Source organism: Pseudoalteromonas issachenkonii, assembly GCF_002310795.1.
Taxonomy (GTDB): Bacteria; Pseudomonadota; Gammaproteobacteria; order Enterobacterales; family Alteromonadaceae; genus Pseudoalteromonas; species Pseudoalteromonas tetraodonis.
This window is the reverse complement of the sequence record NZ_CP011030.1, coordinates 114,516-140,474: the sequence shown is the minus strand read 5'-3', so window position 1 is coordinate 140,474 and position 25,959 is coordinate 114,516. Positions and strand designations below refer to the sequence as shown.

The window sequence follows — 25,959 nt, the reverse complement described above, 5'->3', positions numbered from 1 at the left end:
ACGCAGCATCAATGCCAAACAGGCGCTGCCCGAAGGGTTCTGCCTAGGGGCGATTTACTCTTTGTTGCTCGGTTTTTACTTAGCCCACTAGGTTACAAACCTCGCGTCGCGATTAAACCGCCCCTAATTTGAACAAATTGTAATCCGCAAAGGTCAACAGACCCTGGCTTATTCGCCCTGAGGGTAACGCGCTACTAGGCCTTGATATACCTGTTTTGCAAAATCTACATGCTCAGTATCAAGGCTTTTAACTACTTCAACTAAGTGTTCGTTATCTTCTTTGCCATGCCACACTTTAATGTAGCTACCCTCTTTGTAACCATGATCCTGACGGAAGAAGTTCAGCGTATTTTTACCCACATAGCCACGATATAAATCATCAATATCCATACCGATTTGTGCCATACAACCGGCAAAAGCAGCCGCGTTAAAGGTTTTATTGGCAACCGCACTGGCTGCTAATAATTCAAGCGTTTGTTTAAAATCATCACCTTGCTGTGGGGCGCTCATTTGAGTTTGTAGCTGTGTTGCTATTTGCTCGTAGCTGGTCTCACCGTCGATACGTAGCGATAAACCAAAATGAAAAATATCAACCAGCTCTAAAATTACTTGTTCAGTATCTGGCGTTTGTTTTTTCCACCATTTCCAACCGTAATGATCCAGCATTTCTGCACATTCAACCCAAATAGCTCTATACCATTCAAAGCCTTGACTAAACCATTGCTCATGTACTTTGGTATTCATGGCATTTTGCATTTCTAGCATAACAACTAGTTTGTTTAAATTCGCAGACATATTGGTTCCACTGTTGGATTTATAATTAGGGTAATAATACAGATAATATAACTTAACGACCAGCCGAAAACTCATGCCATGAGTTGATCAGGTCAACAAAGTCTTCAAAACCACAACCACTGCTTAAATCATTCTCTTCAAGCATGAGTTCATCATCTTGGTAGGCTAATATATCTTCGTTATCTTGATGCAGCGCATGCGCTTCAAATAACGCTTCATCTTTAGACAGAATTAGATCAATTTCTTGGCCTTTAAGTGTTACCGGCTCAAAGCTTGAACTCACCGAGCTAATAAGTGCCTGCACCATCGCGACTTTGTCTTTGCCTATTTCTTCATTTAACCAGCGACCTATAATCGCGTGCTCGCTGCAAATTTTAATTCTTAACCCACTAATAGGATCGCGAATGAATTGGTATTCCATAACTTTATTCCAGTACTGCTAATGCAACAGATTATAACCTAATCAGCTATGAATAATGAAAGCCAGATACAAAAATAGCGCCATAAGGCGCTATTTAGCATCATCAATTTAGCTAACCGCCTGAGCGATAGCGTGCAGCATCAATAATTGCCCATAAATGGAACACGGCACCGATTACGGCTGGAACAACTAAAAACCATAGCGCATAACCGCCAAAAACCAGAATTGCAAAAACAAGTGCCGCTAAAATACGGCCCTGCACCAACTGCCCTAAACCGGGGAAAAAAATATTACATAATGCTGCGATTACGTTACCGCCAGAACCTTGTTGAGACATACTAACCTCTGTAGTTTAATTAATTTTGTATTTGTACTTATTATTTATACTTACACACTTTATGCCAATTTATTAAGGCTTACAAATCATACAGTTAAATTATTACGAATTTATCAGTTTAGTATTTTTTGCCAAAAATAAGTCAAATTAGCAATTTTAAATAGCTATTTTAGTTACTTGCTCAGTTTATACTGTTAATTATTCAACAACTTAAATACGTATTTTATAAATAGCTGTTTATAAAAACAGTATTTTATTTAGCCTAACAAAAACACCTGTTATACTGCTCTCATTATTGATTAAAAAGGCGTAACGATGGACGTTTCAGAATTACTCGATGGCTTAAATGATAAACAACGCGATGCCGTTGCAGCGCCATTACAAAACATGCTGGTATTAGCAGGAGCAGGTTCAGGTAAAACTCGAGTATTGGTTCATCGTATTGCCTGGTTAATGCAAGTAGAGCAAGCCTCTGCCTATAGTATTTTTGCGGTAACCTTTACTAATAAAGCCGCTAAAGAAATGCGCTCACGGGTTGAAGAAACATTAAAAGCCCCTGTAGGCGGCATGTGGATTGGTACTTTCCATGGTTTATCGCACCGAATTTTGCGTGCACATCACCGTGAAGCAAACTTACCAGAAGCCTTTCAAATTTTAGACTCTGACGATCAGCTTCGTATGATCAAGCGCTTATTAAAATCGATGAATATTGATGATAAAAAATGGCCGGCAAAGCAGTTTGGTTGGTACATAAGCGCTAAAAAAGATGAAGCTCTGCGCCCTAAAGATATTCAGGCATACGATATTAACGAGCAAATGATGCTGCGTGTTTACGCAGCCTATCAAGAAGCTTGTGATAGAGCGGGCCTAGTTGATTTTGCTGAAATCTTACTACGTAGCTATGAGGTTCTTAAAAATAACCCAACCTTGCTGCGTCATTATCAGCAGCGCTTTGCGCACATGCTTGTAGACGAGTTTCAAGATACCAATACTATTCAGTATGCGTGGTTAAAACTACTTGCGGGCGATACCAGCAGCATCATGATTGTAGGCGATGATGACCAAAGTATTTATGGTTGGCGCGGCGCAAAAATAGAAAACATTAAACGCTTTTTAACCGATTTTGATGCAGAGACGATTCGCCTTGAGCAAAACTATCGCTCGACTGCCACTATTCTTAAAGCCTCAAACGCGTTAATTCAAAATAACTCCGAGCGAATGGGTAAAAGTTTATGGACTGATGGTAATGACGGTGAACCTATTTCTATTTATGCTGCTTTTAATGAGCTAGATGAAGCGCGCTTTGTGAGTAGCAAATTACGTAGCTGGCTTAATGCGGGTAATGCACTTCAAGATGCGGCTATTTTATATCGTAGTAATGCGCAATCGCGGGTACTTGAAGAAGCAATGCTACAAGAAGGTTTAAAATACCGAATTTATGGCGGTATGCGATTCTTCGAACGCCAAGAAATTAAAGATGCTCTTTCATACTTACGCTTAGTGGGTAACCGCCAAGATGATGCCGCATTTGAGCGTGTAATTAATACGCCCGCCCGCGGCATTGGTGATAAAACATTAAGCCATATACGTGACTGCGCTCGCGCTGAATCTTTGCCGCTTTGGTATGCTGCTAAAGCCATTGTAGAGCAACAGCATTTATCGGGTCGCGCTTCTGGAGCTGTTGCCAAGTTTGTTGAGTTAATTGAACATATTGAAGATAAAATTAGTGACTTAACGCTGCACGAGCAGGCTAAATATGCCATTCAAACCTCAGGGTTAATGGCAATGTATCAGGCTGAAAAAGGTGAAAAAGGCCGTGCTCGGGTTGAAAACTTAGAAGAATTAATTAGCGCCTGCGATCAATATGAACTCCCTGAAGAGGAAGAATTTAGTTCACCACTACAAGGCTTTTTAGCCTACACCTCGCTTGAATCAGGTGAAGGGCAAGCTGATGAACATGAAGATGCGGTACAAATGATGACTCTTCACTCAGCTAAAGGCTTAGAGTTTCCGCTGGTATTTATGGTCGGTGTTGAAGAGGGCATGTTCCCATCACAACAAAGTAATGAAGAAACGGGCCGTTTAGAAGAAGAACGCCGCCTTTGTTATGTAGGTATGACCCGTGCTATGGATAAACTGTATATAAGCCACGCAGAAAGCCGCCGTTTATATGGTCAAGAAAAATACCACAGCCCATCGCGTTTTTTACGTGAAATACCCGAAGACTGCGTAGAAGAAATTCGCATTAAAACCCAGGTTTCTCGCCCGCCAGCAGTTGGTCGCTTTAGTGCATCGGTTAGCCATGCCGCCTTTGAAGAAAGCGGGTTTAATTTAGGTCAACGGGTGCTACATGCAAAATTTGGCATTGGTACGGTGCTTAATTACGAAGGCAGTGGCGCACAATCGCGAGTACAAGTTAACTTTGACGACTTAGGTAGTAAGTGGTTAGTAACAGCTTATGCAAGACTACAAGCCGTTTAACCGCGTTATAGAGCATCTGCAACAGCAGCTAACGAATGCTAAACATCGTCAGTTACTGTTGCTTACAGGCGATAAAAATTGGTGTTATGAGCAATGCACTCAGCTGCTTGCTCAATTACAGCAACCCTCTTTTGTTCTTTCTAAAAACACAAATTTAGTTAATGCACATTGGCCAGAGCATACCCATCAAATTTTAGGGCAAGAGTGCGCCCATGCTGTTTATGATGGCTACAGTGGACTGGTGCCAGATAAACTAGCAGCCTTAGCGGGCGTAGTTCAAGCGGGTGGCTTTTTAATTGTATTACTTCCAGCGCTCGAATCACTTGAACATTGGTGCGATCCTGCGCTGCCATTATTTCAATCATTTGGACAAGCGCATCAATACAGCTTTTTTAATCAACGTTTAAAGCACTTACTGAGCAGCGCCTCTTTATTACATTTTAATCAACAAGATGGCTGGGTTACTCTTGCCGACATTGATGCATCAGCAGGTACTATAGATTTTACCGAGCAACAACAATGTGTTGAATTAATAAAAAAAACCGCGCACGGACGGGCAAATAGACCATTATTGATTAATGCTGATCGGGGACGGGGGAAATCAGCGGCATTAGGGATTGCCGCAAGCGAGCTCAGCGATAAAAAAATCCTCATCAGCTCTATGCAATTTCGCGCATTGCACAGCAGCTTTAAACATTTAGCAAACGCACTTAATTTAGAGTATCAAGCAGGCAATAAATGCATTGCAAACATGCAATATATTGCATCTGATCAACTACTTAACGAACAGCCTGAGTGTGACTTGCTATTAATTGATGAAGCGGCAGCAATCCCTGTTCCAATGCTCATAAAACTACTCCACCTTTATCCTCGCGTGGTATTTTCAAGCACCATGGTTGGCTATGAAGGCAATGGTCGCGGCTATATTCTAAAGTTTACTCGCTACATTAAAACGCATTTTAAAAATATGCGCAGTATGACTCTTGAGCAGCCTATTCGCTTTGCAAAGCAGGACCCATTAGAGCAGCACATTCGCACGTTATTAGCCTTAGATGCTGAACATCACAGCCTCACCTTACACTCTACCCCTTTGCAATTTAAGCAGTTACAGGCACATCAACTTGCTAGTAACGAGTCACTACTTTATCAAGTGATTGGGTTGCTAACGCTGGCACATTATCAGACCAGTGTGAATGATTTACGCCACTTACTAGACGCCACTAAACAACATGTATTTGTTTGCCAACAAGGTGATAATATTCTCGGTGTCTGTTTAATTGCGATTGAAGGTGGGTTTAATGCCGCCATGAGCAATGAAATAGCACAAGGAAAGCGCAGGCCTCAAGGTCACTTAATGGCACAAACGTTAGCACAATTGAGTTTTAATGCTGATGTTTTAAAACAACACTGCGCCCGCGTGGTGCGTATTGCCATTGATCCACAGCATCACAACAAAAAAATAGGCACACAGTTACTTAAATACTGTGAACAACAATTGCAGAGCGAGTGTCATTGGTTTGGTGCCAGCTTTGGTGGCAATGCGCAATTACTCAGTTTTTGGCAAAGTAATGGCTTTGATTTAGTTAAACTCGGTTTTCAAAAAGATAAGGCAACGGGCGAGCACAGTGCATTAGTTGTTAAAAGCTTAACTAAAAGTGACCAACTAGTAGAGCAATTAGTAGCACAGTTTGAAGCCGATTTCCCTTTGCAACTACTCGATCACTATAGTCAGCTTGATTATCAACTGGTCGCGAAAATTGTCTCTCATTTTAATACTCATACCAGCAGTATCACTGAGCAATCAAGATTAAAGTCTATGTTAACAAGTGACTACCAGCTTTTTAATATAAAACCATTACTCTGGCGACGTTTTTGGGCATTGCCGTATAGCTTGCCAACCGATGACGATAATTTCCAATATGTTTTTATTAGGCTAGTATTACAAAATTGGACACCGAAAAATATCCAAAGTCAGTTAGGTTTGAATGGCACAAAGTCATTTAATACATTATTTAAAAAGGCTGTAAATAATTGGTATGAGCGCATTTCGCATAATAGCAAACCTTAACATTGTCCTTATAGCATTAGTGCTTGGGCAAACTTTCGCGCATGCCGAGCAAACCAACAACAAAGTAATTAAGCTGGGCATGTCTACTGCACTGACTGGCCCTGCTAAAAATATTGGCCAACAGTTACATAAAGGTAGCAGCGTTTATTTTGACAAAGTTAATAACGCTGGCGGCATTAATGGCGCTAAGGTGCTACTTTTAGTTGCTGACGATCACTATGAACCCAAACAAACCGTTAATAATACTCGTGAGTTTATTTACACAAATAAAGTTGATGCCCTGTTTGGTGCCATGGGTACCCCAACCAGCCATGCAATTATACCTTTACTAGAACAATCAAAAATTCCGTTCTTAATGCCTTTTAGCGGGGCGAGCTTTCTTCGTGAAAAACCGTCAGTTAAAGCATTTAACTTAAGAGCAAGCTATAACGACGAAGCACAAGAACAAATCAAATACCTCGTTGAAGAGCATAAACATACTAAAATAGGGCTGTTTATACAGGCTGACGAATTTGGCTTATATGTAGAATCAGGACTAAGAGAAGCACTCGCTAAATATAACCTTACACCGGTAATAGTTGCTCGCTACAAACGCAATAGCCAAGATGTAGAGTCGGCACTTAATACCTTAAAATTAAGCGGAGTTACGGCAATCTGTTTAGTCGGCACTTATGAACCACTCTCTGAGTTTATTAATAGCGCACAAAAGCAAGGGTTTAATCCTGAATATACTAGCGTTTCGTTTGTACCCAGCTTTGACTTATTTGATGAAGTAAACTCACCCTCACATATTATGGTAACTGAGATTGTTCCAAACCCACTAAATTGTAACGATAATTTTTGTACTGAGTTTTTAGCCGATATGCAAGCGAGCAACATTAAAAAACCGAGTCGTCTTCATTTTGAGGGTTATATTAACGCTATGGCATTTAGCAAAGCAGCGAAAAACTGTCAATTCCCCCTTCAGCAATCCTGCCTGATGAATGAGCTTAATTCTTTATTAGTAACCGATACACTTATCCAAAAGTTATTCATAAATACTGAAAACAACAATAAACGTAATGTTTATCGCTCTTATTATGTGAATAAATAAATACCTTGCAAATATTGTTCTATCCTTAGTATACAAACTTAGTATGTGAGGAAGCCATGGACTTAATTAATTTTAAAGTGGGTTATAAAACCATTTCACTTAAGATTCTTGATATCTTATTAACGGAACAATTTCATAATAACCTCACGGTGCTGCCTAACGATAACAAGAGCTTCCTAGGCGTTAAAGATTATATGGGGATCCCAACCCCAGTATTTGACTTAGGAATAATTTTAAATGGCGTATCTACCGAGCACAGTAACCGTGATGCGTTAAAGCAACTTAAATCTTGGCAAAAACAACTCATTGCTTGGTTTAATCAATTAGAGCAAGCGTTACTAAGTTCGCAAAATTCGTTAAATACGAGTCAATATGAGCTTGCTGACTTTGAACAATTTTATATGGAATTTAAAACCGATAACGACGAATTAAAAAGTACGATGTCACGCTTTAATGAGCCGTTTAAATCACTTTTACAAAAAGTAGAAGACGCTATTAAAGTACATAAACAAAAAAATAGTAAACAAGTACTCATACAGCTTGAAATTGTAAAGCGCCATGAGCTGATCCAATTAGAGCGCTTATTTGAATCAGCCAAAGAGCAAATAACCTTAGACTATAAACCGATTATTGTTTTTACAACAAAAGATGGAATGACCCCGCATGTTGGCTTATTAGTTGATAAAGTAGAAGATAATATTGAATATAAACAAGAAGATATAAAACCTCTCGATAAGTTGACTGAAATAGGCTTTGATATTGATCCACAAACAAGAAATATGATGCATGGATTAATTAAGCTAGCCGACAAACACAGCGTACTTATTGATCCAAGCGCTATATTTAAACCCAAAGAGCTTCAAACCTCTAGCAACGCACAAGAGCAAGAGACTGAAGCCTATGGACTGTTCTAAGCTAATTATTTGTATAAACAATACTAACGAACAACAGTGCAGTTAGTGTGTTTTTGGCTATGAATATTTTTCTTTAACCTCAGGCCTTTCATCTAATTTTGGAACGTTTAAAAAAGCCCGACTCAGTGAGTCGGGCTTTCTAAATTTGGAGCCATGGTGCGCTACTTCGTAGCAACAACGCAGTAGAATATCGTGGTGTCAGCTCTGATCAACTCTCTTCCTTTAACCTAATACCTTTCACCTCGAACCTGCATTTTCACTTTCCTACAGACGTAAAAAAACCCGTCACATCGCTGTAACGGGTTTCTCTTATTTGGAGCCTGGTAATGTCCTACTTTCACATAGCAAATGCTACACTATCATCGGCGCTGTTTCGTTTCACTGCTGAGTTCGGCATGGGGTCAGGTGGGTCCAAAACGCTATTGTCACCAAGCAAATTTGGTGTAAGTTCGATTTAATCAAGCTTACTAAAATTTGGAATGCTGATAATAAAGAGTAATCAAGTAATCTACTTTAGTTATATTAACTTCTTCGCTTAAACTATCACATAAAACGCGTTTGGCGTTGTATGGTTAAGCCTCACGGGTAATTAGTACAAGTTAGCTTAATGGCTCACACCACTTCCACATCTTGCCTATCAACGTTGTAGTCTTCAACGGCCCTTCAGAGACTTTAAAAGTCTAGTGAGAACTCATCTCGAGGCCTGCTTCGCGCTTAGATGCTTTCAGCGCTTATCAGTTCCGAACGTAGCTACCGGGCAATGCCATTGGCATGACAACCCGAACACCAGCGGTTCGTTCACTCCGGTCCTCTCGTACTAGGAGCAACCCCTCTCAATTCTCAAACGCCCACGGCAGATAGGGACCGAACTGTCTCACGACGTTCTAAACCCAGCTCGCGTACCACTTTAAATGGCGAACAGCCATACCCTTGGGACCGACTTCAGCCCCAGGATGTGATGAGCCGACATCGAGGTGCCAAACACCGCCGTCGATATGAACTCTTGGGCGGTATCAGCCTGTTATCCCCGGAGTACCTTTTATCCGTTGAGCGATGGCCCTTCCATTCAGAACCACCGGATCACTATGACCTACTTTCGTACCTGCTCGACGTGTCTGTCTCGCAGTTAAGCTGGCTTCTACCATTACACTAACCGTACGATGTCCGACCGTACTTAGCCAACCTTCGTGCTCCTCCGTTACTCTTTGGGAGGAGACCGCCCCAGTCAAACTACCCACCAGGCACTGTCCGTAACCCCGATTCAGGGGCCAACGTTAGAACATCAAAACTACAAGGGTGGTATTTCAAGGACGACTCCACAAAAACTAGCGTCTCTGCTTCTAAGTCTCCCACCTATCCTACACATGTAGGTTCAATGTTCAGTGCCAAGCTGTAGTAAAGGTTCACGGGGTCTTTCCGTCTAGCCGCGGGTACACAGCATCTTCACTGCGATTTCAATTTCACTGAGTCTCGGGTGGAGACAGCGTGGCCATGGTTACACCATTCGTGCAGGTCGGAACTTACCCGACAAGGAATTTCGCTACCTTAGGACCGTTATAGTTACGGCCGCCGTTTACCGGGGCTTCGATCAAGAGCTTCTCCGAAGATAACCCCATCAATTAACCTTCCGGCACCGGGCAGGTGTCACACCGTATACGTCATCTTGCGATTTTGCACAGTGCTGTGTTTTTAATAAACAGTCCCAGCCACCTGGTCACTGCGGCTCCAATCAGCTTAGGGAGCAAGTCCCATCACCAATCGGAGCGTACCTTCTCCCGAAGTTACGGTACGATTTTGCCTAGTTCCTTCACCCGAGTTCTCTCAAGCGCCTTAGTATTCTCTACCTGACCACCTGTGTCGGTTTGGGGTACGATTCGGTATAATCTGAAGCTTAGAGGCTTTTCCTGGAAGTATGGCATCAGCAACTTCATCACCTTGGTGACTCGTCTCGTGTCTCAGCCTAACAGCAACCCGGATTTACCTAAGTCGCTAGCCTACACACTTTCACATGGACTACCATCGCCATGCTTGCTTAGCCTGCTCCGTCCCCCCATCGCAATTATACCAAGTACGGAAATATTAATCCGTTTCCCATCGACTACGCCTTTCGGCCTCGCCTTAGGGGTCGACTTACCCTACCCTGATTAACATGGGATAGGAACCCTTGGTCTTCCGGCGTGCGGGTTTTTCACCCGCATTATCGTTACTCATGTCAGCATTCGCACTTCTGATACGTCCAGCATACCTCCCGGTACACCTTCAACCGCTTACAGAACGCTCCCCTACCACTCAAAATAAATTTTGAATCCGCAGCTTCGGTGCATAGTTTAGCCCCGTTACATCTTCCGCGCAGACCGACTCGACCAGTGAGCTATTACGCTTTCTTTAAAGGATGGCTGCTTCTAAGCCAACCTCCTGGCTGTCTGGGCCTTTCCACATCGTTTCCCACTTAACTATGACTTTGGGACCTTAGCTGGCGGTCTGGGTTGTTTCCCTCTTCACGACGGACGTTAGCACCCGCCGTGTGTCTCCCGGATATTACTTTACGGTATTCGGAGTTTGCAAAGGGTTGGTAAGTCGGGATGACCCCCTAGCCTTAACAGTGCTCTACCCCCGTAAGTATTCGTCCGAGGCTCTACCTAAATAGATTTCGGGGAGAACCAGCTATCTCCCGGTTTGATTAGCCTTTCACTCCTAACCACAGGTCATCCCCTAACTTTTCAACGTTAGTGGGTTCGGTCCTCCAGTTGATGTTACTCAACCTTCAACCTGCCCATGGCTAGATCACCGGGTTTCGGGTCTATACCTTGCAACTATTCGCCCAGTTAAGACTCGGTTTCCCTACGGCTACCCTAATCGGTTAACCTCGCTACAAAATATAAGTCGCTGACCCATTATACAAAAGGTACGCAGTCACCCAACAAGTGGGCTCCTACTGCTTGTACGTACACGGTTTCAGGTTCTATTTCACTCCCCTCACAGGGGTTCTTTTCGCCTTTCCCTCACGGTACTGGTTCACTATCGGTCAGTTGGGAGTATTTAGCCTTAGATGATGGTCCACCTATATTCAGTCAAAGTTTCACGTGCTCCGACCTACTCGATTTCACTTAAAATGCGTTTTCATGTACGGGACTATCACCCTGTATCGTGGCACTTTCCAGAGCCTTCCATTAACACATAATAAGCTTAAGGGCTGTTCCGATTTCGCTCGCCGCTACTATCGGAATCTCGGTTGATTTCTTTTCCTACGGGTACTTAGATGTTTCAGTTCTCCGCGTTCGCCTCGTTAACCTATGTATTCAGTTAACGATACCTGCAAGCAGGTGGGTTTCCCCATTCGGAAATCCTAGTCTCAAGTGCTTTTTACTAGCTTGACTAGGCTTATCGCAAGTTAATACGTCCTTCATCGCCTCCAACTGCCAAGGCATCCACCGTGTACGCTTAGTCACTTAACCATACAACCCAAACGGGTCTTTGTTTTGTGACAGTTTAACTTCGCCAGAAGTTAATATTGAATACTAAAGTAGATACCAATCAACAAACATTAAACGTTTATTAAATGGCACTGAATGATACTGCTATCATTCTTTTTTACTTTTGAAAACTCTGTACAAATACAATGTATTCATACGAATTTTATTATCAGCTTTTCCAAATTTTTAAAGAGCATATTAATTAGTAAACTCAAAGAGCAAACTAACTAACAATCATCTGTGTGGACACTACGAACAAATAAGTTCTAAATCGTATAAGGAGGTGATCCAGCCCCAGGTTCCCCTAGGGCTACCTTGTTACGACTTCACCCCAGTCATGAATCACTCCGTGGTAAACGTCCTCCCGAGGGTTAGACTATCTACTTCTGGAGCAACCCACTCCCATGGTGTGACGGGCGGTGTGTACAAGGCCCGGGAACGTATTCACCGCGTCATTCTGATACGCGATTACTAGCGATTCCGACTTCATGGAGTCGAGTTGCAGACTCCAATCCGGACTACGACGCACTTTAAGTGATTCGCTTACTCTCGCGAGTTCGCAGCACTCTGTATGCGCCATTGTAGCACGTGTGTAGCCCTACACGTAAGGGCCATGATGACTTGACGTCGTCCCCACCTTCCTCCGGTTTATCACCGGCAGTCTCCTTAGAGTTCTCAGCATTACCTGCTAGCAACTAAGGATAGGGGTTGCGCTCGTTGCGGGACTTAACCCAACATCTCACAACACGAGCTGACGACAGCCATGCAGCACCTGTATCAGAGTTCCCGAAGGCACCAAACCATCTCTGGTAAGTTCTCTGTATGTCAAGTGTAGGTAAGGTTCTTCGCGTTGCATCGAATTAAACCACATGCTCCACCGCTTGTGCGGGCCCCCGTCAATTCATTTGAGTTTTAACCTTGCGGCCGTACTCCCCAGGCGGTCTACTTAATGCGTTAGCTTTGAAAAACAGAACCGAGGTTCCGAGCTTCTAGTAGACATCGTTTACGGCGTGGACTACCAGGGTATCTAATCCTGTTTGCTCCCCACGCTTTCGTACATGAGCGTCAGTGTTGACCCAGGTGGCTGCCTTCGCCATCGGTATTCCTTCAGATCTCTACGCATTTCACCGCTACACCTGAAATTCTACCACCCTCTATCACACTCTAGTTTGCCAGTTCGAAATGCAGTTCCCAGGTTGAGCCCGGGGCTTTCACATCTCGCTTAACAAACCGCCTGCGTACGCTTTACGCCCAGTAATTCCGATTAACGCTCGCACCCTCCGTATTACCGCGGCTGCTGGCACGGAGTTAGCCGGTGCTTCTTCTGTCAGTAACGTCACAGCTAGCAGGTATTAACTACTAACCTTTCCTCCTGACTGAAAGTGCTTTACAACCCGAAGGCCTTCTTCACACACGCGGCATGGCTGCATCAGGCTTGCGCCCATTGTGCAATATTCCCCACTGCTGCCTCCCGTAGGAGTCTGGGCCGTGTCTCAGTCCCAGTGTGGCTGATCATCCTCTCAAACCAGCTAGGGATCGTCGCCTTGGTGAGCCATTACCTCACCAACTAGCTAATCCCACTTGGGCCAATCTAAAGGCGAGAGCCGAAGCCCCCTTTGGTCCGTAGACATTATGCGGTATTAGCAGTCGTTTCCAACTGTTGTCCCCCACCTCAAGGCATGTTCCCAAGCATTACTCACCCGTCCGCCGCTCGTCATCTTCTAGCAAGCTAGAAATGTTACCGCTCGACTTGCATGTGTTAGGCCTGCCGCCAGCGTTCAATCTGAGCCATGATCAAACTCTTCAATTAAAAAGTTTTATGTCTTTCGACAGCTCAATGAATTCTGAATTTATTTAATATCTTTCGATATTGAATTGACTGTGCTGCAATTCCTACCTAAGTAGTTATTGCTGTTGGTCACTCAGTTTCAATTGAGACTCTAAATTTGCTTGCCTCACTACCTAAGTAGCTTGGCTGTTAGAACTCAATCTGTACGAGTGCCCACACAGATGATTGCTTTATATTGTTAAAGAACGTTGCGATTAAAGCGTTTAACTTTATCTCGCTAGGGCTGCGCATATTACGCTTTCCTATTTTTTTGTCAACACTTAATTTTGTTAAACTTGAAAGTTTTCGAAACTAAGTTTTACTCAACTCACTGAGTAGCTCGTGCCTCGCTATGCGTTGCGCTCTGCCGTCTCAGTGGGGTCGCATTATAGGGAGATCCGAAAACAGATCAACCCTTTTTTGAAGAAAACTTGAAATAAATGACTGTTCGAACAAAATTACAACTAAACGCTCATTTTAACCACTAAAAACTGTGGTAAAGAACGGTTTAACTAGTTTACTTTAAGTTTCCAACCACATTTTTTCTGATACTTAATCTCTTGATTTAGCTCACTTGCCATTAGTGGGTGGTTTTTTAACCAATCGCTTTCAAATTGAATAGCTAACTCTTCATTTTCAGCTGTTATCTTAAAGTTGGGCAAGACATCATCTTGGCGGCGCATAGATAAAATAACAGCAACACGTAATAGTCGAACGATATACGTTGCAACCCTACTGTGTGCGCCTAAATGATCTAAACATCCTTTTTGAAGGTCTGAACGATGGCTGTTGGCAATCGCAACGATCACTTTGTGTTCTGATTGCGAAAAACCTGGCATATCGGTATTTTCTAGAATGTAAGCGGTATGTTTGTGGTATTGCTTGTACTCTATTAATAAACCAATCTCATGAAGTTGCGCCACCGCATTTAAAAGCGGTAACCCACTTAATGCTTCTATCGGCCAATAATGATTAACTTCGCTAGCTAATTGTAAAGCTAAACCGGATACTCGCGATGCTTGCTTTTGATCCACATGATAACGATTCATAAAACCATCAATCGTACGTTGACGAATGTCGTTATTATGCAGTTCCGGTAGCATGCTATATAAAACACCTTCACGAAGTGCGCCACCCGCCAATCCCATTTGTTCTATTTCTAGTGACTCAAACAGTGCAATTAAGATAGCCAGCCCAGATACAAACACTAAACGTCGCTCTTCACTTAACCCTGGCAAGTCGAGTTCAGCTATAGTCTCATAAGCAATAGATTGTTGTTTAATGGTGTATAGCTTTTCAAGGGTGAGCATTTCATTTAAATTTTGTGCCACCATGATTTCTTGAATAGCTTGTACGGTCCCTGACGCACCAGAGGCAAGTTGCCAACCAGCCGTTTTATACTCAGGCGCTATTTCATCAATAACAGTACGCGCGGCTTCAATAGCAGTATTAAAGTTCGCTTCATTTAACTGGCAATCTTTAAAGTAGCGTTCAAGGTAAGTAACACACCCTATATTAAGACTTTTATAGTGACGTGCTTCAAAGCCTTGGCCAATCACCACTTCAGTACTCGCACCACCAATATCAATAACTAGCTGTTTGCCCGCACATGAAGAAGTGTGCGCAACTCCTTTGTAAATAGTTCGCGCTTCTAGCTCACCACTAATAACATTAACTTTATGGCCTAATATTTTTTCAGCACGTAATTTAAAGTCGTCGGCGTTGGTTGCTAAACGAAGTGTTGCAGTGGCAACAATGGTGATGTTTTTCTTGGGAATATCTTGCAAACGTTCCGCAAACAAGGCCAAACACTCCCAGCCTCGTTGCATAGCCTCTAAGCTCAATAGATTATTATCATCAAGCCCAGCGGCGAGTCTTACTTTGCGTTTGACGCGACCTATTGTTTGCAAGCCACCCGCCACTGATTTGGCAATAAGCATATGAAAGCTATTTGAGCCCAAATCAATGACTGCATATACATTTTTTTGCGGTTTAAGTTGCCCCACCGTTCAAAAACCTCTAGTTACGAATACTATCAAACTAACGGTCGGTTAAGACCGTCCTTTTTGGTAACCATTATTTGGGCGACGTCCGTTGTTATTACTACGATTACGTGGACCGGTAGAAAAATTACGTTTTCTGTGAATAGTCGGCTTGGTCAAATCATCTAGCAATGCACTTTTATCGTAATGCGATAAAGGAATACTGTGCTCGATGTACTCTTCAATTTCATGAAGGTTATAAGCATACTGCTCACACGCAAAGCTAATTGCATGACCCGAAGCGCCTGCACGAGCTGTACGACCAATACGGTGAACGTAATCTTCGCAATCATCAGGTAAGTCAAAGTTAAATACATGACTTACTTCTGGAATATGTAAACCACGCGCAGCAACATCGGTAGCCACTAAAAAGTCTAGCTCGCCTTTACTAAATTGCGCGAGTATTGATTGACGTTTCTTTTGGTTTACATCACCGGTGAGCATACCCACTCGATGTCCATCTGCTTTTAACCATGCATACACAGTTTCACAGCTGTGTTTGGTATTTGCAAAAACAATGGCTTTCTCAGGCCATTCTTCTTCAATCAAGGTTAACAACAGCTTAATTTTATCTTCTTGTGAAGGATGAAATAGCTCTTCTTGAATACGCTTACCCGTTTTTACATCGGGTTCTATTTGCACATGCTCTGGGTTTGTCATGTGTTCAAATGCAAGCTCTTGTACACGATACGACAGTGTGGCAGAGAATAATAAGTTTAAACGTTCTGATGTATCCGGCATACGACGGAACATATAACGGATATCTTTAATAAAGCCTAAATCGAACATACGATCGGCTTCATCTAGCACGACTACCTCAATTTCATTAAGGGTGTAACAGCCTTGCTTGTACAAATCTATTAGGCGACCTGTAGTACCAATTAAAATATCAACGCCTTTTTCTAGTTGTGCACGTTGTTTTTCGTAATCTTCGCCACCATATACTAAACCTAAGTTAAGATTACAGTGCGGCGCTAAAATTTTTGCATCTTTGTGTATCTGAATCGCAAGCTCCCGAGTTGGGGCCATGATCAGGGCTCTTGGATGTTTACTAGGTGCTTTGCTAGATTGTAATAACCGGTGGCATGTGGCGGTTAAAAACGCCAACGTTTTGCCTGTACCTGTTTGTGCTTGGCCCGCAATATCGCGCCCTTCACAAATAAACGGTAGGCATTTAGCTTGAATGGGTGTGCAATATTCAAACCCACTTTCGGTTAACCCGGCAACCACTTCCGGTGCAATAGCAAAGTCTGAAAACTTTTTATCGGTCAAATGTGTCTTAGTCATAGCGTTTAAGCATAACGTTTAAACTTGCAATAAGAAACAAGAGTGTTTAAATACGCACTAAATATTTCGCCTAACTAAACCGGAGAGCGCAATGAGCGAGAAAATAATCCAAATTACCGACGATAGCTTTGAAGCTGACGTATTACAATCAGACAAACCTGTACTAGTAGACTTTTGGGCTGAATGGTGCGGACCGTGTAAAATGATCGCCCCAATTCTAAGCGAAGTTGCTGAGGAATTTGATGGCCGTGTAACGATTACTAAATTAAACATTGACCAAAACGCAGGTACTCCACCTAAATTTGGTATTCGTGGTATTCCTACACTACTACTTTTCAAAGATGGTCAAGTGGCTGCAACTAAAGTAGGCGCACTATCAAAAACACAATTAGTTGAGTTTTTAGAAAACAACATCTAAGTGTAAATTTATAAAAAAAGGGCGCTCAGCCCTTTTTTTATTATTTATTTTACAGAAGTACTGGACGCTGCAGTAATGACCTGCTAGTTTATAAAGCCAACTAATCCTTAGTTATATTCAACAAACCTCACTCAACGATCTAATAAAGCGATTTTGAGTATGACAACTGTAATAAAGAACCCACCAATATGCATTTACGCGAATTAAAAGACAAGTCTATAAAAGAGCTTGTAAACTTAGCTGAGTCCATGGGGCTCGAAAACGTAGCCCGCTTAAGAAAGCAAGACATTATTTTTGCTATTCTTAAATCCCATGCCAAAGGCGGAGAGAATATCTTCGGCGGTGGTGTATTAGAAATTTTGCAAGATGGTTTTGGCTTTTTAAGATCATCAGAAGCTTCTTACTTAGCTGGCCCAGATGATATTTATGTATCTCCAAGCCAAATTCGCCGCTTTAGTATGCGTACTGGCGACTCTATTTCAGGTCTTATTCGTCCGCCGAAAGATGGTGAGCGTTACTTTGCTTTACTTAAAGTAAACGAAGTTAATTTTGATAAACCTGAAAACTCTCGCACTAAAATACTTTTTGAAAACCTGACACCACTACATGCAAACGAACGTTTTCGTATGGAACGTGGTAACGGCAGTAAAGAAGATATTACCGCACGAGTTCTTGATTTAGCGTCACCCATTGGCCGCGGCCAACGTGGTTTATTAGTGGCACCGCCAAAAGCGGGTAAAACCATGTTGCTACAAAATATTGCGCAATCAATCACACATAACCACCCTGATGTTACATTAATGGTTTTACTTATTGATGAACGTCCGGAAGAAGTGACTGAGATGCAACGCCTAGTAAAAGGTGAAGTTATTGCATCAACATTCGATGAACCAGCATCTCGCCATGTACAGGTTGCTGAAATGGTTATCGAAAAAGCAAAGCGCTTAGTTGAGCACAAAAAAGACGTGGTGATTTTACTTGATTCAATCACACGTTTAGCACGTGCTTACAACACCGTTATTCCATCATCAGGTAAAGTATTGACCGGTGGTGTAGATGCTAATGCATTACATAAGCCTAAACGTTTCTTTGGTGCTGCACGTAACGTTGAAGAAGGCGGTAGCTTAACAATTATTGCGACTGCGCTTATTGATACCGGCTCTAAAATGGATGAAGTTATCTACGAAGAGTTTAAGGGTACGGGCAACATGGAACTACATCTTAACCGTAAAATTGCGGAAAAACGTGTATTCCCAGCTATCGACTTTAACCGTTCTGGTACGCGTCGTGAAGAATTACTTACTAAGCCTGATGAGCTCCAAAAGCTGTGGATTTTACGTAAGATAGTCCATGACATGTCAGAAATTGATGCCATGGAATTTTTAATCGATAAACTATCGATGAGTAAAACCAACGATGAGTTTTTTGATTCGATGAAACGTCAGTAATCTGAACGCTGGTGAAATAAAAATTTTTAAATAAAAAAGACACCAGATGGTGTCTTTTTTATTTTTAGAGTAAATCAGCTTATCCGTATTGCTTAAGCAGTACCAGCAAGTCATTTACTAATGTTGTTAACTTTTGAGTGTTAATTTGTGACTGAAGTAATTCGTCATCTAGTGCTTTTGCCACTAATGCTATTTCTTTAAACTCAAACATTTGTGCCGCACCTAAAACTCGGTGGCTATCTTTTTGCAGCGATTTATAATCTCCAACTTTAAAATGCTGTTCAATTAGCTCACTTTCTGTAATCAGGCTTTGTTTAAAACTCGCTACTAAATCACTCATATCTACATGGATACTTTCTGTCGATGAATCCTCATTTGCTGAGCTTAAGTATTTAGCTAAAACAGTGTAAAAAGATTCTTTGTCTATTGGTTTTGCTAAATAATCGCTAAAACCAAGTGATAAGTAGTGGTCAATCTCGTGGCTCATGGCATTGGCCGTTAACGCTAAAATAGGCTGCTCATAGCCACATTGTTTGAGTAGTTCAAACGCAGAAATACCATCCATAACGGGCATTTGAATATCTAAAAGCACCAAATCCGGATACAGTTTTAAACTTTGCTCTACGGCTTGCTCACCATTTTCAACGGCAATCACTTCAAGTCCTAGGGAGTGTAAATAACGACTGATCAGTTTGCGGTTATCACTGTGATCCTCAGCAAGCACCACCTTACCCGATAACAACCTATGCCCCTCACCCGATTTAGCCTGCATATCATCGTGGCAAACTTGCTCTTCAACTTGTATACAAGGCAAATAGAACGAAAACTCACTGCCCTTTTTAAACTCACTCTGCACGCTAATATAGCCACCCATCATAGCTGCTAACTGCTGCGACAAACTCAAGCCCAAACCAGTACCGCCAAAACGTCGGCTAATGCTGTTATCTGCTTGGCTAAAGCATTCAAAAATAAGCTTAAGCTGTGAGGAGCTCATGCCAATTCCGGTATCTTGAATACAAAAGAGCAGCCCTTGATCCGTTTTGCTAACAGCAATTGTTACGTGCCCCTTATGAGTAAACTTAATGGCATTGGCGCATAAATTAATAAGTATTTGTTTTACTCGAGTTAAATCTAGCCGCGTAAAATAGGTATCACCTAACTGACTCTCTAATATCAGTGACAAGCCTTTCGCTTTAGTTTGTGGAGAAAACATAGCATGAACATCGTTGATCAATCGCACCATATCAAAACAGCTAATGTTAAGTTCTAGCCTGTTTGCTTCGATTTTACTTAAATCAAGCACATCATTAATCAGGCTTCTTAAATGCTCACTTTGTCGTTGTATTACCCTAAGCTCATCTTGTAATTGCTCAGCCTTGTACTGACCACTAATAAGATCGTCAGTTTGCGCCAAAATAGCGGTTAATGGCGTTCTAATTTCATGGCTTATATTCGCTAAAAACTGGCTTTTAACCTCGTTAGCTTCACGCAGTTCTTGCGCCACACTTTGCAGCTCTTTGGTGCGCTGTTCAACTTGCTCACTCAGCTTTAACTTCGCTTGTTTTTCTGTTCGGCGTTTATAAACAGCAATTACTGTAATTAAAATCAATATGGCAACAATCACCAATAAGAACGTCAGCTGTGAACGTTTAGCTATTTGTAATTCTTGTAAGTATTGTTGCTGTTTTAATTGTTTAATTTCTTGGTTTAGCTGATTTGATTCAAACTGAATTTGAAATTGACTGACCGCTTTTGAGGCTTCTTCGGTATTAACACTGCGCTGATAATCAACATACTGTTGATGCAAACTTAACGCTTTTTCATAATCCCCTAAGCTAGCATGGATCAGCGCTTCAACCCCCAAACCGTCTTTTATGCGCATGCCATTATTATACTCTTTGGCAAGCGTAATTGAACGCTCTGAGGTTTCTTTGGCATTTTCTGTATTGCCTTGCACAAATTGAACAGTCGATAACACGTGTAAGGCAGCCGCTAGTAACGACTTATTATCAGCCTCAAGTGCAAACTGTTGCCCTGCATTAGCATGATATAACGCGACATCAAATTTATTTAATTTAAGATTAATTGTGGCTAAATTGGTGTGCTTAGTCGAAAGCTGAAAGGCGTTATTAACACTTTGATAGTAGCGCAAAGCTAATTGGTTGTAATGCAACGCTAACTGGTACTGCCTCGATTCAGTGTACGCCACACCCATGTTACCGTATACCTGTGCAACGCCATCGTCATCACCAAGCTCTTGAAAAACTTTTAAAACCTCACGATACATCTCAAGCGCGGACTCATACCGAGAGAGACGAATATAAATACCGGCGATATTATGTAATATATCGGCTTTATCTTGTGCGCTCCCCTCTTTTTCATAAATGACTTTGGCTTGCTGATAATAGTCGAGGGCTAGCTCCATGTTATACATATCAAAGTAAGCGAGCCCAATATTACTGAGTAAGTTAGCCTGTTTAATCGGGCTTTTAAGGGTAATGGCAATGTTTAACGCGCGATTATAATCAACGACCGCTTGTTGCACTAACCCTTGATAATAAAGCACCACGCCTTGCATTTTAATTGCACGAAAATAAAGTTTTGGCTGTTCTTTAAGGGTGCTATTCGCCTCTAGTAATTTAAAATACTTTAGTGCATTAGCTAAATCACTCTGTGTAAACGCCAGCTCCGCTAAGTCACTGTAAATGGTCACGCGTTGTAAATTTGGAAGATCAGGGTTAGCTAATATGTCTGTTGCAAGGCGGTGCTTTTCAGTCCATGTTTGCTCAAGATCGAACTGCTCAAACAAACTTGTCTGCTCATTGGATAAAGCGTCGTTTGATGCACCACTCAGTACAACCAAAAGACCAATAAAGCAGATGCGCTTTAACCGAGTCAGCATAAAAATATCCTTTAATCCTTGCTAGCCATAATAAAATGACACCCAAACAATATGTAAACATCTAATTTAGACCAATATAAAATAGGCATTCACGCCCACTCCTTGGGGTTTAATGTTACTTAGGTGTATGATAATTTGTTCAAGATACACCAATTAATAGATTGTAAACAATGCTTAACCCACTGATAGATGAGATTTTTGAACTATTAATCAATAATAAAGTGTGGATGGTTCATACTTTAGCATCGGAACTAAAAGAACGTGGGTTACTTGATACCTTAGCAGCTGATCCTGGGCGTGATTTATTTAAACGTAATTTTTTAATTATGAATGCACTTTATCAGTTACAGCAGCAAGTTATGCCAAAACAGCAGCTACTGATTAAAAGTTTACATATTGAGCTGGTAAGCGACCCTCGCCAAAACCAACTTCACCCAAACGATCCGCTGCGTGACTACTACTTAAACTGGCAAAACTTTGAAACATCAACAGCAGAAATTAACGCATTATTAGATAGCTTTTGGCAACGTTTCAGTAAGCCTAAACAACATGAAGCGCCTTTAAGTGCTCAGCAACATCAGCAATTAATCGCTCGCTGGCAATTAGTACAACCAATTACCTTAAAAACATTACAAAAGCGTTGGCGACAACTAGCCGTTCAGCATCATCCAGACAAACAAGGGGGTGATAATGAAGTGTTTAAACAATTAAAAATGGAATATGAGCAACTCAAGGCGAGCTGCTCATCTTAAAACGTAAAACTAGCGCGTCAGGCGACGAGCACGGATTTTACGCCCTTTAATATTGCCTTCGGTTAATTTACGTAACGCGGGTTTAGATGAGTTACGCTCTACCGCGACAAAAGCCACGTTATCAAGTACATTAATTTTACCCACTTGGCGCCCTGCTATACCATCTTTACCTGTTAATGCCCCTAAGATATCACCCGCGCGCACTTTTTGCTTTTTACCCGCATCTATCATCAATGTCACCATTTCAGGTTTGTATGGAGGCTTATCAAGTAGGTTATAAGATGGCATTGGCTCAGGGGTAAAATCACGCTCATAGTGGTCACCAATTTGCGCTACTTTAAATTGCTCAGCATCACCGTAAATAGAACACGCAATGCCTTTTTTGCCCGCTCGCCCGGTACGCCCTACACGGTGAACATGCGTTTGTGGGTCATGCGCTAAGTGATAGTTAATTACCATGTCCATATCATCAATATCTAAGCCGCGTGCTGCTACATCGGTTGCCACTAAAATAGACGCACTCTTATTGGCAAAATGAATCAGTGTACGCTCACGGTCACGCTGCTCTAAATCGCCATGCAATGCAACGGCGCTGAAGCCTTCATCGGCTAAATCATCACATACTTGCTGTGTTTCTACCTTGGTATTACAAAACACCACACAACTTTGTGGGGTAAATTTAAGTAATAGTAATTTAAGGGTTGGATAACGTTGCTTATTATTATCCATTTTATAGAAGTATTGCTTGATAGTGCTTTTTTCTTGCTGCTCTTCTACTTTAATCATTTCAGGGTTGCTCAGAACACGCTTTGCAATGGCTTCGATTGATTTTGGAAAAGTCGCGCTAAATAACAATGTTTGACGATTTGTTGGAATACACTCAATTATGGCATCGAGGGTGTCTTGAAAACCCATATCAAGCATTTGGTCGGCTTCATCAAGTACCAGCGTTTCAACATCATCTAAGCGCAATGTACCTTTACGAATATGGTCGTCAACTCGCCCTGGTGTGCCCACAATAATATGCGCACCATGTTCAAGTGAGCCAATTTGAGGACCAATTGATACCCCGCCACACAAAGTTAAAATTTTAATATTATGAATACCGCGTGCTAATTTGCGCATTTCAACAGCCACCTGCTCTGCAAGCTCACGGGTTGGGCACAGCACTAACGACTGGATACGAAAGCGTTTAACATTCAGCTTGGCTAAAACGCCCAGACTAAATGCCGCTGTTTTACCTGAGCCTGTTTTCGCTTGGGCAATAATATCTTTACCACTTAAAACAGGAGGCAGGCTTTGTGCCTGTACAGGAGTCATTTGGGTGTAGCCGAGTGTTGATAAATTATCAACTAACCCAGAAGGTAAGGCCAACGATGAAAAAGCAGTTGCGGTCACAGTAAATTCCATAGCAAAAAAATAACTTGAGAAAAGTCTCAATAAATATGCGGCTAATAATAGCAGATTTAACAATTAGCAACCATTAACAACGCACGATAAAAAGTGCAAATAAAGATATTGCAAATGATAGTTATTTTCATTAAGATCTGCGGCGTTTTACTATTCTAATAACTCTAAGCCGGAAGCTACTAATGAAACTTAACCCACTTTTTATCGCACTTTTAGCCAGTACCTCTGCAAATGTATTCGCTAACACCGCAAATATAGAGCGCATTGAAGTAAAAGGCAGTTACTTCAACGACTACAAAGTAGATAATGCCAGTGGGGCAATGAGAACCTCAACCTCATTACTCGATACCGCACAATCAGTCACTGTTATTACAGATACAATTGTAAATGAGCAACTAGCAACCACCTTAGGTGAAGTACTAAGTAACGATGCGAGTTTAACGCCAGGATCTAAGCAACGTAATCGTGAAGTATTTAACTTACGTGGTTTTGAGTTAAGTTCATCAACCGGCTACCTGCGTGATGGCCACCAGCATTGGTCGCACTATCAACAACCTATTGAAATTTTAGAGCAAGTTGAAGTAATTAAAGGACCATCGAGTATTTTGTACGGCCAATCGGGCCCTGGCGGCTTAGTAAATATGGTGACTAAAAAGCCAACCGCACAAACGTTATTTAATGCCAGTGCCGATGTCGATCAACATGGCTCAACTCGCTTTATGCTTGATGCTGGCGGCGCATTGACTGAAGCTGAAGATTTACGTGCCCGTGGCGTATTAGTAAAACAAGATGTTGAATATTGGCGTGAGTATCAAAACGGTGATAACCGCGAACGCGATCGTTTTTTAGGTGCATTAGTGGTTGATTACGATATTAGCGATAATGCCTTAGTACGTGTTCACTATGACCGTACAGATGACGAAGCAGGTCTGGATACGGGGGCTTGGATCGATAATGATGCTAATATCATTGGTAACGATAAAACAATTCGTGACATGTCTTGGGCCTTTACCGACATCACCGTTGAAAACATGGGCATTGATTTTAATGTATTTTTAGCCGATAACTGGCAAGTAAAACTTGGCTACAATGAACAAACATTTGAGCGCCAGCGTTTTGAGTCAGCACCACGTAAGCCAAGTGACTTTATCGAAGGCGATAGTTATCAGTCACGCCCTTACGATCGCTTTGATGATTGGCAGTTTAAAACTGCTTTTATCGACTTTATTGGCGAATTTGAAACCGTGGGTGTGCATCATCAATTACTTGTAGGCGTTAACTCACTGGATTATTACTATGGCCAATTACGCACATCTGCTGATACGATTAATTTTTCTGCCGGTCAAAATGAGCCTAATCGCCCAAATATAAGTTACAAATCAGATGATACTGTTAGCTCATCTGCCTACGACTACTACGGGATTTATATCCAAGATTTGATTTCGTTCTCGCCTAAATGGCAACTATCACTGGGTGGTCGTTACGATAAACAAAGTAAAGAAAACAGCAATAACGAATCGTTCGTACCTAAGGTCGGCGTACTTTACCATCCAAATGCATCAGCAACCGTATACGCAAGTTACTCGGAAGGATTTGAGCCGCAAAACGAAACATTAGAAAATGAAAATGATGTTAATAATGGCATGAAACTCGATGCCATTACTTCTGAGCAACGAGAAGTTGGGGTTAAATGGCAACTGTTTGATGATCGATTAATGCTTAGCGGCGCCCTATTTGATATTAGTAAAACAGGCACCTTAGTGAGCGAAAATCTGATTAACCCTATTGGTGATATAACCAGCATAACCACGCAAGCAGGTGAACAGCGCCATAAAGGCTTTGAACTTTCTGCACAAGGTGCTGCTACCGATCGTTTATTTGTTATGGCATCAACCATGTATTTAGATGCTAACTATGAACGAGATGAAGAATTAGAAGGTAAGCGCCCAACCGATGCGCCAAAGTGGTCAGCCTCACTTTGGACCCGTTATGAACTCAACGACGCCATTGCTTTTAATGCCGGCGCTTTTTATGAAGGTGAACGTTTTGCCGATAATGCCAATACAGTAACAAAACAGGGATATACCCGTGTTGATGTTGGCGCAACATACGCACTTAAGGTAAGTAATACAGATATTAACCTGCGTTTAAACATTGAAAACTTATTCGATAAAAACTACCTAGCCGGTGGTGGATTAAATAACGTGACGGTAGGTGAAGGCACAAACGTGCGTTTAGCAGCGCAATTTAGCTTTTAAATACAAACTTTAAAAACCCATAGCCCACCTCA

15 protein-coding genes and 3 rRNA genes are annotated in these 25,959 nt (G+C 41.9%); 8 read left to right on the top strand and 10 right to left on the bottom strand.

Annotation, left to right across the window (positions count from 1 at the left end; translation table 11 throughout):
- Positions 1–168 precede the first annotated feature (168 nt).
- From PISS_RS00660 to PISS_RS00650, 3 genes are all read right to left on the bottom strand, one after another.
- On the bottom strand, positions 169–795 hold the full coding sequence (locus PISS_RS00660; RefSeq protein WP_024601290.1) for a dUTP diphosphatase: 627 nt from the start codon (positions 793–795) through the stop codon (positions 169–171).
- Between the two features lie 52 nt (positions 796–847).
- The gene (locus tag PISS_RS00655; RefSeq protein WP_058153993.1) at positions 848–1,216 is read right to left on the bottom strand and encodes a YacL family protein; all 369 of its coding nucleotides are present in this window, start codon (positions 1,214–1,216) and stop codon (positions 848–850) included.
- Positions 1,217–1,328: 112 nt separating this feature from the next.
- Complete coding sequence (locus tag PISS_RS00650) at positions 1,329–1,553, bottom strand: hypothetical protein (RefSeq protein WP_013463755.1); 225 nt, start codon at positions 1,551–1,553, stop codon at positions 1,329–1,331.
- 315 nt (positions 1,554–1,868) lie between these two features.
- Between PISS_RS00650 and uvrD the strand changes: the two genes are divergently transcribed.
- Genes uvrD through PISS_RS00630 form a run of 4 tightly spaced genes read left to right on the top strand, consistent with a single transcriptional unit; the run spans position 1,869 to position 8,109 of the window.
- Positions 1,869–4,034 carry a DNA helicase II gene (gene uvrD / locus PISS_RS00645; protein ID WP_058153991.1) on the top strand — a complete coding sequence of 722 codons (2,166 nt, stop codon included), beginning with the start codon at positions 1,869–1,871 and terminating at the stop codon, positions 4,032–4,034.
- Positions 4,012–6,102, top strand: coding sequence for a GNAT family N-acetyltransferase (locus PISS_RS00640; RefSeq protein ID WP_058153990.1), 2,091 nt, complete (start codon positions 4,012–4,014; stop codon positions 6,100–6,102). The genes uvrD and PISS_RS00640 overlap by 23 nt, the downstream gene beginning before the upstream one ends.
- The gene (locus PISS_RS00635; RefSeq protein WP_016899588.1) at positions 6,071–7,195 is read left to right on the top strand and encodes an ABC transporter substrate-binding protein; all 1,125 of its coding nucleotides are present in this window, start codon (positions 6,071–6,073) and stop codon (positions 7,193–7,195) included. The genes PISS_RS00640 and PISS_RS00635 overlap by 32 nt, the downstream gene beginning before the upstream one ends.
- Positions 7,196–7,251: 56 nt before the next feature.
- Positions 7,252–8,109 (top strand): chemotaxis protein, encoded by an 858-nt coding sequence (locus PISS_RS00630; RefSeq protein WP_058153989.1) that lies wholly within the window; start codon positions 7,252–7,254, stop codon positions 8,107–8,109.
- A 318-nt stretch (positions 8,110–8,427) separates the two neighbouring features.
- On the opposite strand, the gene rrf is transcribed toward PISS_RS00630, so the two are convergent.
- The 5 genes from rrf to rhlB form a co-directional block, all read right to left on the bottom strand.
- A 5S ribosomal RNA gene (gene rrf, locus PISS_RS00625) occupies positions 8,428–8,542 on the bottom strand.
- A gap of 135 nt (positions 8,543–8,677) precedes the next feature.
- A 23S ribosomal RNA gene (locus PISS_RS00620) occupies positions 8,678–11,564 on the bottom strand.
- A gap of 294 nt (positions 11,565–11,858) precedes the next feature.
- Positions 11,859–13,392 (bottom strand): 16S ribosomal RNA (locus PISS_RS00615).
- The 16S, 23S and 5S rRNA genes sit together here, the layout of an rRNA operon.
- Before the next feature lie 530 nt (positions 13,393–13,922).
- Positions 13,923–15,416, bottom strand: coding sequence for a guanosine-5'-triphosphate,3'-diphosphate diphosphatase (gppA, locus tag PISS_RS00610; protein WP_058153988.1), 1,494 nt, complete (start codon positions 15,414–15,416; stop codon positions 13,923–13,925).
- A 45-nt stretch (positions 15,417–15,461) separates the two neighbouring features.
- The gene (rhlB, locus tag PISS_RS00605; RefSeq protein ID WP_010392673.1) at positions 15,462–16,739 is read right to left on the bottom strand and encodes an ATP-dependent RNA helicase RhlB; all 1,278 of its coding nucleotides are present in this window, start codon (positions 16,737–16,739) and stop codon (positions 15,462–15,464) included.
- A gap of 91 nt (positions 16,740–16,830) precedes the next feature.
- Here rhlB and trxA point away from each other — a divergent pair, with 91 nt between their 5' ends.
- Both trxA and rho read left to right on the top strand, forming a co-directional pair.
- Complete coding sequence (trxA, locus tag PISS_RS00600) at positions 16,831–17,157, top strand: thioredoxin TrxA (protein WP_013463750.1); 327 nt, start codon at positions 16,831–16,833, stop codon at positions 17,155–17,157.
- 188 nt (positions 17,158–17,345) lie between these two features.
- Positions 17,346–18,605 (top strand): transcription termination factor Rho, encoded by a 1,260-nt coding sequence (rho, locus tag PISS_RS00595; protein WP_013463749.1) that lies wholly within the window; start codon positions 17,346–17,348, stop codon positions 18,603–18,605.
- A gap of 79 nt (positions 18,606–18,684) precedes the next feature.
- Here the strand turns inward: rho and PISS_RS00590 are convergent, their stop codons facing one another.
- Positions 18,685–21,507 carry a tetratricopeptide repeat protein gene (locus tag PISS_RS00590; protein ID WP_058153987.1) on the bottom strand — a complete coding sequence of 941 codons (2,823 nt, stop codon included), beginning with the start codon at positions 21,505–21,507 and terminating at the stop codon, positions 18,685–18,687.
- A gap of 170 nt (positions 21,508–21,677) precedes the next feature.
- Here PISS_RS00590 and PISS_RS00585 point away from each other — a divergent pair, with 170 nt between their 5' ends.
- Positions 21,678–22,259, top strand: a complete 582-nt coding sequence (locus PISS_RS00585; protein ID WP_024601995.1) for a DNA-J related domain-containing protein — start codon at positions 21,678–21,680, stop codon at positions 22,257–22,259.
- A gap of 9 nt (positions 22,260–22,268) precedes the next feature.
- Here the strand turns inward: PISS_RS00585 and dbpA are convergent, their stop codons facing one another.
- Entirely contained in the window at positions 22,269–23,657 is a 1,389-nt protein-coding gene (dbpA, locus tag PISS_RS00580) for an ATP-dependent RNA helicase DbpA (protein WP_024601994.1), read from the bottom strand.
- 194 nt (positions 23,658–23,851) lie between these two features.
- Between dbpA and PISS_RS00575 the strand changes: the two genes are divergently transcribed.
- Positions 23,852–25,927: a TonB-dependent siderophore receptor gene (locus tag PISS_RS00575; RefSeq protein WP_058153986.1), complete on the top strand. Its 2,076-nt coding sequence runs from the start codon at positions 23,852–23,854 to the stop codon at positions 25,925–25,927.
- Positions 25,928–25,959: the final 32 nt, after the last annotated feature.